Raw genomic sequence first — 14,698 nt, forward strand, 5'->3', positions numbered from 1 at the left:
CTGTGCGGTCGAGGTGGGAGCTGGCTTGCCGGCGATAGGGCCAGTGCAGGCAACTGCTCAATGAAACATGAAGAGCTTCTCGTTGGCGAACTGCGCCTCGAACTGATGCGCCGGCATCGGCCGCCCGAACAGGTAGCCCTGCACCTCGTCGCAACCATGCTCGCGCAGGAACTCCAGCTGCTCGTGGGTCTCCACCCCTTCGGCGATCACCGCCAGGTTGAGGCTGTGGGCCATGGCGATGATCGCCCGGGCAATCTGCGCATCCTGTTCGCCTTCGGGCAGGCCGTCGACGAAGGTGCGGTCGATCTTCAGCACGTCGATCGGGAACTGCTTGAGGTAGTTCAGCGACGAATAACCGGTGCCGAAGTCGTCCACCGCGATGCTCAGGCCGAGGTTTTTCAGGCTGGCGAGAATCTGCATGGCTTCGTTCACTTCGCGCATCAGGATGCTTTCGGTCAGCTCCAGCTCCAGGCACGCCGGTGGCAGGCCGGTTTCTTCCAGAATGGTGGCGATGCGCGTGCCCAGTTGGCCGTCGGAGAACTGCCGCGCCGAGATGTTCACCGACACCTTGGGCACGCGCACCTTGGCCTTGTGCCAGGCCTTGAGCTGGCGGCTGGCCTCGCGCAGCACCCAGTCGCCCACGTCCACCACCAGGCCCAGTTCTTCGATCACCGGGATGAATTCGCCCGGCGGGACCAGGCCGCGGGTCGGGTGGCGCCAGCGCAGCAGGGCTTCTGCGCCGGTCAGGCGCTTGCCGTCGCCACTGAACTGCGGCTGGTAGTAGAGGATGAACTCGTTCTGCTCCATGGCATGGCGCAGGTCGCTCTCCAGCTCCAGGCGTTCCAGGGCGCTGGCGTTCATCTCCGCCTGGTAGAACTGGAAGTTGTTCTTGCCGCGCTCCTTGGCGTGGTACATGGCGGTGTCGGCGTTTTTCATCAGTTGGCTCAGCTCGCTGCCGTCCTGCGGGCTGAGGGCGATGCCGATACTTGCGGTAACGAAGAACTCGCGGTTTTCCAGCACGAACGGCCGCACCAGGCTGCCGAGGATGTTCTCGGCCACATGGATGGCGCGGTTGAGTGCCATCTCGCGGGTAGCGCGCGGTTGCAGCAGCAGGGTGAACTCGTCGCCGCCCATGCGCGCCACGGTGTCGTCGTTGTCCACGCAGGCCAGCAGGCGCTGGGCCATGTCCTTGAGCATGCGGTCGCCGGCAGCGTGGCCGAGGGAGTCGTTGATCGGCTTGAAGCGGTCCAGGTCGAGGAACATCAGCACCACCCAGGCCTTTTGCCGCTCGGCCTGCTGCAGGGCGTTGTACAGACGGTCCTGGAACAACGTGCGGTTGGGCAGGTGGGTGAGGGCGTCGTAGTAGGCCAGGCGGTGGATGCGCTGTTCGCTGGCCTTGCGCTCGCTGATGTCGGTGAAGAAACACACGTAGCTGGCCAGGTCGCCTTCGTCGTCCAGCACTGCGGTAATGCCGACCCAGGCCGGGTAGTGGTCGCCGTCGCGGCGCTTGAGCCACATTTCGCCCTCCCAGCTGCCGCGCTGGTAAAGCTGCTTCACCACGTAGCGCAGGTGGCCTTCCTGCTGCTCGTCGACGGTAAGCATGCCCGGCAACTGGTCGAGGACCTCGCTGACGGCGTAGCCACTGACGCGGCTGAACGCTTCGTTGGCCTGGACGATATAGCCCGCCGGGTCGGTGATGAGGATGGCCGAGGTGGAGTGCTCGAATACCGTCGCTGCCATGCGCAGGTCTTTCTCGGCACGGCGTTGCTGGCTGATGTCGCGGCCAACCCCGAGCACGCCTTCGAAGCGCTCTTCATCGTCCCACACCAGCACCAGGCGCAGTTCGATGGGGATCTTGCGGCCATCGGCGCGCAGGCAGTCGAAAAGGAACAGCTGGGTGGGCAGTTGGTTGCGTAGCTGGGCCAGCTGGGCCGGGTCGCCCATGGCCTTGCTGACGCGCTCCATCAGGCTGTAGATGCCGGTGAGCTGGGACGGGTTGGCGATGATCGACTGCCAGCCGTTGGCGAAGATCCAGTCGGCCTGGTAGCCCAGCACGCTTTGCACCGAGGGGCTTACGTAGTTGAGCTGGAGCAGGTTGTCGGTGGAGAAGATCACGTCGCTGATGCTTTCGGCGAGCATGCGGTAGCGCTGCTCGCTGTCGCGCAGCGACTGGCTGGCCTCGATCTGCACCGTCACGTCCTTACCCACGCCGATGATGCGTGTAACCAGGCCGTCGGCGTCACGGGTCAGCACTTGTTCGCGGATGTCGTAGCAGCGCCAGCCGCCATCGCGGTGGCGGAAACGCAGCTGGCAGTGCAGCGGCTGGTCATGGCCGCTGTCCCGCTGTTGCTGGCGCAGCGCCTGGTAGTGCGTGGCATCCTCGGGGTGCAGCAGCAGTTCCCAGAAGCGCTCGCCCATCTGCGCCAGCTCGGTACGGTCGTAGCCCAAGGTCTGGCCGAGGTGGCGGTTGCTGAAGATCATGCGCTGGCTAAGCACGTCCTGCACATACAACTGGTCGGGCACGGTGCGCACCACGTCCGACCAGAAGCTTTCGCGCTCCAGCAGCGACAGCTCCACCTGCTTGCGGCTGGTGATGTCGCTGATGCTGAGGATGACCGCCTGGTAGTCGCGGCGCTGCTGCGGCAGGCGGGCCATCAGCCACAGGTGCAGCTCGCCACCCAGCGGCGCCGGCAGGCGCACCTCCAGCTCCAGCAGCGGGCGCTGCTCGATCAGCGCGTCGATCAGTTGCATGCCGATGCTGTCGCGGCCATCGCCAGTGCCATCGATCAGGCGCTGCCAGGCACCTTCGTGGCTGTCGATGTTCAACAGTTGGCGGGCGACCTGGTTGATCTCGGTGATCTTCAGCTCCAGCAGCAGCGAGCGGCGCAGGTTGGGGTCCAGGGCCAGGCTGTGTTTGAGCGCGGCACGGTTGCGCAGGTGGTAACGGTCGAGTTGGCCGGGCAGGCTGGACAGGTCGAGCACACACAAGGCCACGCCGGTGCCTTCGAAAATTTCCTGATAGCGCCGGCGGTCGTCCTGCAGCGCCCGTTGGCGGCGGCGCATGTTGACCAGGGCCAGCATCGGCAGCAGGGCGCAGAACAGCACCAGCAGGCATTTGCCGAGCAGCGCCGGCAGCAGCTTCTGTTGGGCCAGCTTGGCGTCGAACAGGCCGCGCAACTGCCAGGTACTGTTGTCGATGAAAGCCAGCATCACGCTTTGCAGCGGTTCGTTGCTGGTAACGGCCGGCGCATGGCTTTGCAGTACCTCGCCGTTGCGGCTGTTTTCCAGCAGCCACAGCGGGTGGCCGGCACCATCCAGGTGGAGGGTGAGGGTGCGGTAGTAGTCCGGCGACAGGCGCAGCAGCCAGTAGCCGCGGCCCTGTTCGGTGGCCTGGCGTAGCAATAGGTAGACGGTTCGGTTGTCGCCCGAATTGGTGAAGAAGTACGGGCTGCCCTGGTTCAGCCTAAGCAGCTCGTCAAGCAAATGGCGGTCGGGGCTGCCGGCCAGGCTGTCGGCCTGCACCTGCCCGGTAGCGTCCAGCCAGGCCATGCTCTGCAGGGCCGGCAGGCGCTCGCGAAGGGTGCCCAGCAGGCTGGGCAGGGCCGAGGGCGTCGGCGCCTTGACGTAGGGCTGCACCACATTCACGGCCTGTTGCGCCTTGAGGGCCATGTTCAGGCTCAGGTGGTCGGCCAGTTCGGCGGTGGCGTCCAGGCTCTGTTTGCGCAGGTCGGCCTGGGTATGGTTGAACTGGGCGAACAGCTGCCACAGCAGCAGGCCCAGCAGGATCAGGGCCAGCAGCGCCAGCGCACCCTTGATCGACCCGCGCAGCGAGGCGACGGGCGCCTGTGGCGCGGAACGCAATGACGACGGATGAGTAAGATTGGTCAAGCGTTGATCCTGCGATTGGGCTGGCGATGGCAGGGATGGATCATGCACGGTGTGTGCCGGTGTCTGGTTGCCAGACCGCGGTGGCGCACTATACGGCCGGACACCTGAAACGGGCTAGCATGCCTAGGATTATGGCAAAGTGCCAGCCGATGTGACCGGTGGTGCCTGCCCGGTGGTTCGGCAAGCCCCTGCAACCTGTGCGAGAATAGCGCCCGCTTCAAATGACAACGCATCGGAGATGTTCGGTTTTGGTTACTCACTTTTCCTCCAATGGCCTCGATTCCGCCTGCGGGCGCAGCAGTCAGACCCTTGTCAGCACTGCCGTGACCGAGGACGTATCCTGCAAGTCTTGCCAGCGTTCGCTGAGCAAACCCGAGGCGGCAGCTGTCGCCAAGAGCAAGAGCCCATCGCTGGCCGAACTGCGCAAGACCGCCAAGGCGGCAGTTGAGCCGGCAGTCGCCGTGGCCGAGGTCAAGCCGGCGGCCAAGGTTGTCAGCGTGCCTGTGGCCGCCAAACCGGCAAAAGCTGCCGAGCAGCAGCCGGCTCGTAGCGGTGGCTTCAGCGTGAAGTCCGCCTGGGCCGCGCGCCTGGCCGAGCAGGGCGACCGTTGCCGCTTGCCGCGGGGCAAGGCCAAGCAGCGTCACGTCTGAGTCATCTCTGGCTGCCGTGCCGGCCTTTTCGCGGGCTCGCCCGCTCCCACAGGGATCCCTGATTGCTCAGGGCCTGTGGGTCAACCTGTGGGAGCGGGCGTGCCCGCGAAGAGACCGGTACAGGCAATAGATTCTCCCCGGTCCTACCCCCCACCATCCGCCCCTCCTATGCAACGCCGCGCGTTGGCGTAGAATGGTCGACTTTGTTCAATGACACCCCGTAAATACATCCCCCTGGCCAGCGCGCCGGGGCGATCGTCGATGTCTTTACCTATCTGATTAGAGGGCTTGGTTTTGGCTCAATACGTCTACACCATGCATCGGCTGAGCAAGGTCGTGCCGCCGAAGCGGGAAATTCTCAAGAACATTTCCCTGTCGTTCTTCCCGGGCGCCAAGATCGGCGTGCTCGGCCTGAACGGCGCGGGTAAATCGACCCTGCTGCGGATCATGGCGGGCGTCGACAAGGAATTCGACGGCGAAGCCCGTCCGATGCCCGACATCAACGTCGGCTACCTGCCACAGGAACCGCAACTGGACCCGAACAAGTCGGTGCGCGAAGTGGTCGAGGAAGCGGTCAGCGTGATCAAGGACGCCCAGGCGCGCCTGGACGAGGTCTATGCTGCCTACGCCGAACCGGATGCCGACTTCGACAAGCTGGCCGCCGAGCAGGCCAAGCTGGAAGCCATCCTGCAGGCCGCTGACGGCCACAACCTGGAGCGCCAGCTGGACGTTGCCGCCGACGCCCTGCGCCTGCCGGCCTGGGATGCACGCATCGAGCACCTGTCCGGTGGTGAGAAGCGCCGAGTGGCCCTGTGCCGCCTGCTGCTGTCGGCCCCCGACATGCTGCTGCTGGACGAACCGACCAACCACCTGGACGCCGACTCGGTGGCCTGGCTGGAGCGCTTCCTGCACGACTTCCCAGGCACCGTGGTAGCCATTACCCACGACCGTTACTTCCTCGACAACGTCGCTGGCTGGATCCTGGAACTGGACCGCGGCGCCGGTATCCCGTACGAAGGCAACTACTCGGGCTGGCTGGAAGCCAAGTCCGAGCGTCTGGCGCAGGAATCCAAGCAGCAGAGCGCCCACGAAAAGGCCATGAAAGAGGAACTGGAGTGGGTGCGCAAAGGCGCCAAGGCCCGCCAGTCCAAGTCCAAGGCACGTCTGCAGCGCTTTGAAGAAATGCAGTCGCAGGAATTCCAGAAGCGCAGCGAAACCAACGAGATCTACATCCCGGCCGGCCCGCGCCTGGGCGACAAGGTCATCGAGTTCAAGAACGTCACCAAGGGCTACGGCGACCGCGTGCTGATCGACAACCTGTCGTTCTCCATGCCTAAAGGCGCCATCGTCGGTGTGATCGGTGGTAACGGTGCCGGTAAGTCGACCCTGTTCCGCATGCTGATGGGCAAGGAACAGCCGGACTCGGGCAGCATCGAGATCGGTGAAACCGTGCAGCTGGCCTGCGTCGACCAGAGCCGCGAAGACCTGGACGGCGGCAAGACCGTGTTCCAGCAGGTTTCCGACGGCTCTGACATGATCCGCATCGGCAACTACGAGATCCCGTCGCGTACCTATGTGGGCCGCTTCAACTTCAAGGGTGGCGACCAGCAGAAGTTCGTCAAGGACCTGTCCGGTGGTGAGCGTGGCCGCCTGCACCTGGCCCTGACCCTGAAGGAGGGCGGTAACGTCCTGCTGCTCGACGAACCGTCCAACGACCTCGACGTCGAAACCCTGCGTTCGCTGGAAGAAGCCTTGCTCGACTTCCCGGGCGCGGCGATCGTGATCTCCCACGACCGTTGGTTCCTGGACCGTGTGGCTACCCACATCCTGGCGTACGAAGACGACTCGAACGTGGTGTTCTTCGAGGGTAACTACACCGAGTACGAAGCCGACCGCAAGAAGCGCCTGGGCGATGCTGCTGCCCAGCCGCACCGTGTACGGCACAAGAAGCTGGCCCAGTAAGCCGGTGTTCTGATGCACAAGAATGGGGCCCTTTGCGGCCCCATTTTTGTGCCTGGCTGGAAAGTGGTGCTGGCTTCATTCGCGGGCATGCCCGCTCCCACAGGAGCCCCTGGAACCAAGGCCTGTGATGAACCAGTGGGAGCGGGCGCGCCCGCGAATGAAGCCACCACCGACCAAGGTTTTGTATACACTTATAGAAAACGCACCAAATAATTTCAAAAAAACGACATTTCGCCCTATTCCGGTGCGATTGCTTCTTGGTACATTCCTGAAAAAAACCAATAAGTCCAATCCTCTTGGTGAGATGTCTACCATGATCGAATCTGTCGACAATTTCCTCGCGCGCCTGAAGCAACGCGATCCGGCCCAACCTGAATTCCACCAGGCTGTGGAAGAAGTGCTGCGCAGCCTGTGGCCATTCCTCGAGGCCAACCCGCATTACCTGCAGGCCGGCATTCTGGAGCGCATGGTCGAGCCCGAGCGCGCCGTACTGTTCCGCGTGTCCTGGGTCGATGACCAGGGCAAGGTGCAGGTCAACCGCGGCTACCGCATCCAGATGAGCAGCGCCATCGGCCCGTACAAGGGCGGCCTGCGCTTCCACCCGTCGGTCAACCTGGGCGTGCTGAAGTTCCTGGCCTTCGAGCAGGTGTTCAAGAACTCTCTCACCTCGCTGCCCATGGGCGGCGGCAAAGGCGGCTCGGACTTCGACCCCAAAGGCAAGAGCGACGCCGAAGTCATGCGTTTCTGCCAGGCGTTCATGAGCGAGCTGTACCGCCACATTGGCGCTGACCTGGACGTCCCGGCCGGTGACATCGGCGTGGGTGCCCGCGAAATCGGCTTCATGTTCGGCCAGTACAAGCGCCTGGCCAACCAGTTCACTTCGGTGCTGACCGGCAAGGGCATGACCTACGGCGGCAGCCTGATCCGTCCGGAAGCCACCGGCTACGGCTGCGTGTACTTCGCCGAGGAAATGCTCAAGCGCCAGGACAAGCGTATCGATGGCTGCCGCGTGGCGATTTCCGGTTCGGGTAACGTGGCCCAGTATGCCGCGCGCAAGGTCATGGACCTGGGCGGCAAGGTGATTTCGCTGTCTGACTCCGAAGGCACCCTGTACGCCGAAGCTGGCCTGACCGATGCCCAGTGGGATGCGGTGATGGAGCTGAAGAACGTCAAGCGTGGCCGCATCAGCGAACTGGCCGCGCAGTTCGGCCTGGAGTTCCGCAAGGGCCAGACCCCGTGGAGCCTGCCGTGCGACATCGCCCTGCCGTGTGCCACGCAGAACGAACTGGACGCCGAAGACGCCCGCACCTTGCTGCGCAATGGCTGCATCTGCGTGGCCGAAGGCGCCAACATGCCGACTACCCTGGAGGCTGTGGATATCTTCCTGGAGGCCGGCATCCTGTACGCCCCGGGCAAGGCCTCCAACGCCGGCGGCGTGGCCGTGTCGGGCCTGGAGATGTCGCAGAACGCCATGCGCCTGCTGTGGACTGCCGGTGAGGTGGACAGCAAGCTGCACAACATCATGCAGTCGATTCACCATGCTTGCGTGCATTACGGTGAAGAGGCGGATGGCAGCATCAACTATGTCAAAGGTGCGAACATCGCGGGCTTCGTGAAAGTGGCTGATGCGATGTTGGCGCAGGGCGTGGTTTGATCTGAGGCCGTTGGGGCCGCTTTGCGGCCCTTTCGCGACACAAGGCCGCTCCTACAGGTATCGCGCATGTTCAGAAATGACGCGGTCCTTGTAGGAGCGGCCTTGTGTCGCGATGGGCTGCAAAGCAGCCCCCAGGTCCTCAATCTTCACCAAAAACCTCAACCACTTCGATCACCTGCTCCCCCACCGGCCGCCGCCAGACCACTTCATCCCCAGGCCCCGCCCCGAGCAAAGCCCGCCCCAACGGCGAACCCCAGTTTATCAACCCCCGCCCGGCATCCGCCTCATCCTCGCCCACCAGCCGCACCACATGTTCCTGGTCCTGCGCATCGACATACCGCACCCGGCTGCCAATCTGCACCTTGCTGCGCGACGTCGCCGCCGGCACAACCTGGGCGCTTTGCACTCGCGCGCTGAAGTAGCGCAGGTCCCGTTCGGTATCCGCCAGCCGCTGCTTGTCGCCACGTTCACCTTGTGCCTGCAGTTCGCTGCGCAGGGCATTCAGCTCGGTCACGCGCTCCTGCAGCTGGCGCAGGCCACTGGCGGTCACGTAGTTGGGTTGTTCGCTGACCCGTCGCTCGACCGGCTGATCAGCCTGGGCGGCGGTCTGGTCTTCGTTGACGAATGCTCGGCTCATGCGGGGCCTCCTTTTGCAGGAGACCATCATCGCAGGCCGCCGGTTTCAAGGGATGTCCGTTTGCGACTCAGTTGTGGCGATAGGCGCGTGCGGCGTCGCGGTCCTTTTCCTGCTCCCAGTCGCGCTCGCGCTGGTCCCAGAAGCGCTCGTGGTACTGGCGCTGTTCTTCGCTGTTCTGCATGGCGTGGCACTGGCGAAAGCCGTCGTCCCAGCCGCTTTCGTACTGGCGCTCGTGCAGGTAGCGCGGCACGTCCTTGCGAAAAGCGCCGACCATCAGCCCTGCCGCCTGTCGGCCGCTGCTGCAGCCGTCCTGGAAGCCATCGGCATAGGCGGGGGGATAACCCTGGTGGACCATCTGCTCGTGGGTGGTTTCGCAACCAGACAGCAACAACGCCATGCACACGCCGAACCAGTACCGCGACATAACCCCAAAACCCTCCGGTTGATACTGGAAAGTCTAGGTGGCGATTTGTCGGGGAGCCGTTAAAACAGTGTCAAAGAGTCGGTTGGTTCACACTGCTCTGCTGACCTCACTGGCCCATTCGCGGGCACGCCCGCTCCCACAGGATCACCCCAGGATTCGAGGCCAGTGCAGTACCTGTGGGAGCGGGCATGCCCGCGAAAGGCCGCAAAGCGGCCTCAGTAGTGATACCACTTCAACTCCAGCATCACCTCGTTCTGCGCCGTAGCCAGGTGGCTGAACTCTCGCGAAGCACTCAACCGCAGGCCCAGGCTCTGGCTGATCTCCCATTGCTGGTTCAGGCTCACACTGCGCCGTACTTCGCCATTGGTGAAATAATCGCCCTTGGCCTCCAGCGTCATGTTGCCCAGCCCGTTGCGCCACAGCAGCCCGCCATTGAAGCCCGCCGCCGGGGCGATGAACTGGGCAAAATCATTGTGGTGCTCGACCCGCACCGTGCCCAGGGCAAAGCCCAGCAACCCGTCGGCCAGTTGCCAGGTGCCGCCGGCCCCGCCGTTCACATGGCTTACCAGCACTTCGTCATCATGCTTGCCCGGCACGCGCTCCAGCCCGCCGGCCACCTGCCACGACCAGGGCTTGAGTAGCTCGTTGCGCGGTGTCAGCGAACGGATGGTGGCCAGGTCCAGGCGCTGCACCTGCCAGTCATTGCCTTCGTACTGGCGCAGCTTCAGCTGCAGGATCTCGATCTGCGCCCCCAGCGGGAAGCCATAGGCGTTGTCATTCAGGTCGTGGTAGGCCATGCGCAGGCCGTACTCGGCGTAGGCGCGGTCTTCGCGGGTGCCTACGCCCAGCTGCCAGGTGCGCGAGTCATGGCCGTCCTCGGGCAGGCCTGGGCGCTCGATCTGCAGGGGCGGGGGCGGGTTGCTGTTGATTGCCCGCAGCAGTTCGAAGCTGCGTTTCGCCTGCCCAGGGTCGCGCTCCTGGCCATTGGCACGGTAACGCTCCAGCCGGTACGCGGCGTCCTGCACCAGCGCCTGGCGCTGGCGGGGGAGAGCCTTGAATTCGGGGCTCTGCAGTTGCCCGGTGTCGGCACTTACAGCCAGCACCTGGCGCTTTTCGTCGTGATCGAGCGGCTCGGCCCGGGCCAGCAGTTCACGTTCGCGAGAGGGGCGGTACGTCTCGCTGGCGACCATGCCTGACTGCTTCACGGCCTTCACCGTGTCGGTCGGGATGGCGGTCAGCGGGAACTGCGAGGTCAGGTCAATGCCCGGCCGGGCCACCTGCAGCAGCTCCAGCAGGCGGTACGAGCAGTTCTCATCGAAGAAGAAGTAGTCGAACTGGATCTGCTTCAGCTCCCACACATGTTCGACCATGCGCCCGGTTTCTTCCGGGGTCAGGTCCAGTTGGTACTCCCACAGGTCGCGGTTTTCCAGGCTGCGGTATTCGGACAGTTTCTCCTGGTAGGGCATCAGCGCGAACAGGCCCGGGTAGCCACCCATCAGGCCCTTCCAGGCATACAGGATGCTGTTGTCGCTGCCTTCGATGTAGGCGCCGAAGTTGATTGCGTAGCTCAGCAGCGTGGTGTCGTCGCTGCGGGTGTTGGACTGGTCGATGCGCAGCAAGGTGTGGCCGAACATCGATGACGGGCTGTTCAGGTAGGCCGCCGGGAAGATCAGCGCCGCACTGTGTGGGTCGATCGACTGGTACCAGGTGGTGAACTCCTGGCAGTCAGGTTGCGGCAAGTCTTGCAGGTCGAGCTGTTCGCGCAGCCAGCGGGTGCGCGCCGGGAATACGCACTGGGCATGTTTGTCACCGAGGCTGGCCGGGGCGTACAGCGCTTCGACCGTGGCTTGCAGCTCTTGGTCGGGGTGGTGCGCGCCGTCCTCGGCAAGGAAGAACGCATCATCATCCACGTAGCTGCGCCAACCACCCAGCTTGGCGGTTTCGTAATGGCCCAGGGCAATCCAGTAAGGGGTGTTGGCCAGTTGCTGGACACGGCCTTGGTCCAGCACCGGCGCGGCATGAACAGGGGCGCAGGCACACAGCGCCAGGGATACGAAGCGTTTGAGCATGTCGGGCAACTACTTCTTAACGATGCCGAAAAAAGGCGAAACCCGCCCCGGGGCCGGGGCGGGAGGAGCTGCACTCAGGCCTCGGTTGCGTATTTGGCCAGGCGTGGGTCGTTCTTCAGAACAGCCAGGGTGTTGCTATGGACGGTTTCGGCAGTGACGTCGGCGCTGCTGAAGATCTGGTTGAAGTGCTGATGGGTGACCGATGCGAAGTAGCCACGGTCTTCCGGCGCCACGCCGAGAACCACGGCATAGGTGGTCAGTGCTTCGCCTTGGCCCATGGCCATGTCTTCGGAAAGTTCATTCATCATGCCGTTCATGGCGAACCAGGACTTGCCGCCGTAGGTCAGCGACGCTTTGGTCGAGCAGCCGTTGGTGCCGGAGGTCATGCCGAAGGTGGCGTTACCGGAGGTGCCGTTGGTGGTGGAAGCCAGGAAGTGTGCCGGAGTGCCGCGCTGGCCTTCGAACAGCATGTTGCCCCAGCCGCAGTTCGGGCCGCCTGGCGCTTCGGCCATGGCATTGATCGAGACCACGGTGAACAGAGTACCCAGAAGAATCCGTTTCATAGCATTTGTTCTCTATTTGACTTAACCAAGGGTCAGGGTTTCTGGCAACTCGGTTGCCAGGTCGGGAAAGCTTTTCACCCACCCGCGCAGCTTGGAGTTTAGGCACGATCTAAGAGTTGCGTTGTTGATTGCGAAAAATTTGCTGTTGCATGACCCGCACCGGCTGCGACATAAAGTCCTGCGGAGCCTTGCAAGGCGCGCGCGGGCAGCGCCAGAATGCTGCGTATCTGCCCCGCCGAAGTAAGGAAACCCAATGCCCGATCCTGTCGCTGCGCGCCTGCGTCTCGCGCCTGAAGCCCTGACCCGGCGTTTCTCCCCCGAGCAGTTTGCCTTTACCAATACCGACGATCTGGAGCCGTTTCGCGGAGTCCTGGGCCAGGAGCGTGCTGTCGAGGCCCTGCAGTTTGGCGTGGCCATGCCGCGCCCTGGTTACAACGTGTACGTGATGGGCGAGCCCGGCACCGGCCGCTTCTCGTTCGTCAAGCGCTACCTCAAGGCCGAGGGCAAGCGTCAGCAGACCCCGGCCGACTGGGTTTACGTCAACCACTTCGATGACACGCGTGAACCCCGCGCACTGGAATTGCCGTCCGGCACCGCCGGGGCGTTCATCGCCGACATGAACGGGCTGATCGACAACCTGTTGTCGACCTTCCCTGCGGTATTCGAGCACCCGTCCTACCAGCAGAAGAAAGGCGCCATCGACCGCGCCTTCAACCAGCGTTACGACCGCGCCCTGGATGTGATCGAGCGCGCCTCGCTGGAAAAGGACGTGGCCCTGTACCGCGATGCCAGCAACGTCGCCTTCACCCCGATGGCCGACGGCAAGGCGCTGGATGAAGCCGAATTCGCCCAGTTGCCGGAAGAGGTGCGCGAGCAGTTCCACGAGGATATCGCCCTGCTCGAGGAACGCCTGAACGAAGAGCTGGCCAGCCTGCCGCAATGGAAACGCGAGTCGAACAACCAGCTGCGCCAGCTCAACGAGGAAACCATCACCCTGGCCCTGCAGCCGTTGCTGGCGCCGCTGTCGGAGAAGTACGCCGAGAACGCTGCGGTCTGCGCCTACCTGCAGTCGGTGCAGCTGAACCTGCTGCGTACCGTGGTCGAGCAACTGGTCGATGACAGCAAGACCGACGCGGCTGCGCGCAAGCTGCTGGAAGAGCAGTACGCGCCAAGCCTGGTGGTCGGCCACCACGCCGACGGCGGTGCGCCGGTGGTGTTCGAGCCGCACCCGACCTACGACAACCTGTTTGGCCGTATTGAATACAGCACCGACCAGGGTGCGCTGTACACCTCTTACCGTCAGCTGCGCCCAGGTGCGCTACACCGCGCCAACGGCGGCTTCCTGATTCTGGAAGCCGAGAAGATGTTGGGCGAGCCGTTCGTCTGGGACGCGCTCAAGCGTGCGCTGCAGTCGCGCAAGTTGAAGATGGAGTCGCCACTGGGCGAGCTGGGGCGGGTGGCTACCGTCAGCCTGACGCCGCAGATGATCCCGCTGAACATCAAGCTGGTCATCATCGGTTCGCGCCAGCTTTACTACGCGCTGCAGGACCACGACCCGGACTTCCAGGAGATGTTCCGGGTGCTGGTGGACTTCGACGAAGACATGCCCATGGTCGATGAGAACCTGGAGCAGTTCGCCCAGCTGTTGCGCACCCGCACCAACGAAGAGGGCATGGCGCCACTGACCAGTGACGCGGTGGCGCGTCTGGCCACCTACAGCGCCCGCCTGGCAGAAAACCAGTCGCGCCTGTCGGCACGTATCGGCGACCTGTTCCAGCTGGTCAGCGAAGCTGATTTCATCCGCCAGCTGGCCAGTGACGAAATGACCGACGCCGGGCACATCGAGCGTGCGCTCAAGGCCAAGGCCACCCGCACCGGGCGTGTTTCGCAGCGGGTGCTGGACGACATGCTCGCCGGCATCATCCTGATCGACACCGAAGGCGCGGCCATCGGCAAATGCAACGGCCTGACCGTGCTGGAAGTGGGTGATTCGGCGTTCGGTATGCCGGCGCGTATCTCCGCCACCGTGTACCCGGGCGGCAGCGGTATCGTCGACATCGAGCGTGAGGTAAACCTCGGGCAGCCGATCCACTCCAAGGGTGTGATGATCCTCACCGGTTACCTGGGCAGCCGCTATGCCCAGGAGTTCCCGCTGGCGATCTCGGCGAGCATCGCCCTGGAACAGTCCTACGGCTATGTGGACGGTGACAGCGCCTCGCTGGGCGAAGCCTGCACGCTGATCTCGGCCTTGTCGCGTACGCCGCTCAAGCAGTGCTTCGCCATCACCGGCTCGATCAACCAGTTTGGTGAAGTGCAGGCGGTGGGTGGGGTCAACGAGAAGATCGAAGGCTTCTTCCGCTTGTGCGAGGCGCGTGGCCTGACCGGCGAGCAGGGGGTGATCATCCCGCGTGCCAACGTTGCCACGCTGATGCTCGACGAGCGTGTGCTGCAAGCAGTGGAGAACGGCATGTTCCACGTGTACGCGGTCAGCCAGGCCGACGAGGCGTTGAGCCTGCTGGTGGGCGAGGAGGCCGGTGTGCTGGATGACAAGGGCCAGTTCACCGAAGGCAGCGTCAACGCCCGGGTGGTGGAGCGCCTGCGTGAGATTGCCGAGATGATCAGCGAGGAAGAAATCGAGAAGGCGGAGAAAGAGCGCCTGGAAGAGGTGATTGCCCAGGCCAAGCCGGCCTGAGTCAAAAAGCCGGCGCTGGCGGCGATGTGCTACCGTTCAGCGCCGGTTTTCCATCTTTCTGTACCGTTCTTCTATGCTGGAACTTAAGGACGGTAACAGCGTTCAGGATGGAAACAGCCTGAGGTTCAGGCTGAACAAGGCTTATTGGAGGGGGCGCGG

The 14,698-nt window shown here is 63.8% G+C and carries 9 protein-coding genes; 4 read left to right on the forward strand and 5 right to left on the reverse strand.

Annotated elements, in window-relative coordinates:
- Window positions 1-57: 57 nt before the first annotated feature.
- On the reverse strand, window positions 58-3,888 hold the full coding sequence (locus tag AC2T3R_RS03390) for a sensor domain-containing protein (protein ID WP_486744647.1): 3,831 nt from the start codon (window positions 3,886-3,888) through the stop codon (window positions 58-60).
- A 248-nt stretch (window positions 3,889-4,136) separates the two neighbouring features.
- On the opposite strand from AC2T3R_RS03390, the gene AC2T3R_RS03395 reads away from it, so the two are divergent.
- From AC2T3R_RS03395 to gdhA, 3 genes are all read left to right on the forward strand, one after another.
- Window positions 4,137-4,538: a hypothetical protein gene (locus AC2T3R_RS03395; RefSeq protein ID WP_486744648.1), complete on the forward strand. Its 402-nt coding sequence runs from the start codon at window positions 4,137-4,139 to the stop codon at window positions 4,536-4,538.
- Window positions 4,539-4,832: 294 nt separating this feature from the next.
- Entirely contained in the window at window positions 4,833-6,500 is a 1,668-nt protein-coding gene (gene ettA / locus AC2T3R_RS03400; RefSeq protein ID WP_015268893.1) for an energy-dependent translational throttle protein EttA, read from the forward strand.
- Window positions 6,501-6,813: 313 nt separating this feature from the next.
- On the forward strand, window positions 6,814-8,154 hold the full coding sequence (gdhA, locus tag AC2T3R_RS03405; RefSeq protein ID WP_015268894.1) for an NADP-specific glutamate dehydrogenase: 1,341 nt from the start codon (window positions 6,814-6,816) through the stop codon (window positions 8,152-8,154).
- 139 nt (window positions 8,155-8,293) lie between these two features.
- Here gdhA and AC2T3R_RS03410 read toward each other — a convergent pair whose 3' ends face one another.
- The 4 genes from AC2T3R_RS03410 to AC2T3R_RS03425 form a co-directional block, all read right to left on the reverse strand.
- A complete protein-coding gene (locus AC2T3R_RS03410) occupies window positions 8,294-8,791 on the reverse strand; it encodes a GreA/GreB family elongation factor (RefSeq protein WP_486744649.1) in 498 nt (165 codons plus the stop codon).
- Between the two features lie 67 nt (window positions 8,792-8,858).
- On the reverse strand, window positions 8,859-9,215 hold the full coding sequence (locus tag AC2T3R_RS03415) for a hypothetical protein (protein WP_013970815.1): 357 nt from the start codon (window positions 9,213-9,215) through the stop codon (window positions 8,859-8,861).
- Window positions 9,216-9,430: 215 nt separating this feature from the next.
- Window positions 9,431-11,284, reverse strand: coding sequence for an Lnb N-terminal periplasmic domain-containing protein (locus AC2T3R_RS03420; protein ID WP_486744650.1), 1,854 nt, complete (start codon window positions 11,282-11,284; stop codon window positions 9,431-9,433).
- Window positions 11,285-11,358: 74 nt separating this feature from the next.
- Window positions 11,359-11,847 carry a DUF3015 domain-containing protein gene (locus tag AC2T3R_RS03425; RefSeq protein ID WP_003256313.1) on the reverse strand — a complete coding sequence of 163 codons (489 nt, stop codon included), beginning with the start codon at window positions 11,845-11,847 and terminating at the stop codon, window positions 11,359-11,361.
- Window positions 11,848-12,100: 253 nt separating this feature from the next.
- On the opposite strand from AC2T3R_RS03425, the gene AC2T3R_RS03430 reads away from it, so the two are divergent.
- Window positions 12,101-14,539 (forward strand): Lon protease family protein, encoded by a 2,439-nt coding sequence (locus tag AC2T3R_RS03430; RefSeq protein ID WP_013970817.1) that lies wholly within the window; start codon window positions 12,101-12,103, stop codon window positions 14,537-14,539.
- Window positions 14,540-14,698: the final 159 nt, after the last annotated feature.

This window comes from Pseudomonas sp. PVC-5-1, from assembly GCF_057444345.1.

Coding starts and splice junctions, on each gene's coding strand:
- gdhA (WP_015268894.1), top strand. CDS start 6,814: ATGATCGAATCTGTCGACAATTTCCTCGCGCGCCTGAAGCAACGCGAT.
- AC2T3R_RS03410 (WP_486744649.1), bottom strand. CDS start 8,791: ATGAGCCGAGCATTCGTCAACGAAGACCAGACCGCCGCCCAGGCTGAT.
- AC2T3R_RS03415 (WP_013970815.1), bottom strand. CDS start 9,215: ATGTCGCGGTACTGGTTCGGCGTGTGCATGGCGTTGTTGCTGTCTGGT.
- AC2T3R_RS03420 (WP_486744650.1), bottom strand. CDS start 11,284: ATGCTCAAACGCTTCGTATCCCTGGCGCTGTGTGCCTGCGCCCCTGTT.
- AC2T3R_RS03425 (WP_003256313.1), bottom strand. CDS start 11,847: ATGAAACGGATTCTTCTGGGTACTCTGTTCACCGTGGTCTCGATCAAT.
- AC2T3R_RS03430 (WP_013970817.1), top strand. CDS start 12,101: ATGCCCGATCCTGTCGCTGCGCGCCTGCGTCTCGCGCCTGAAGCCCTG.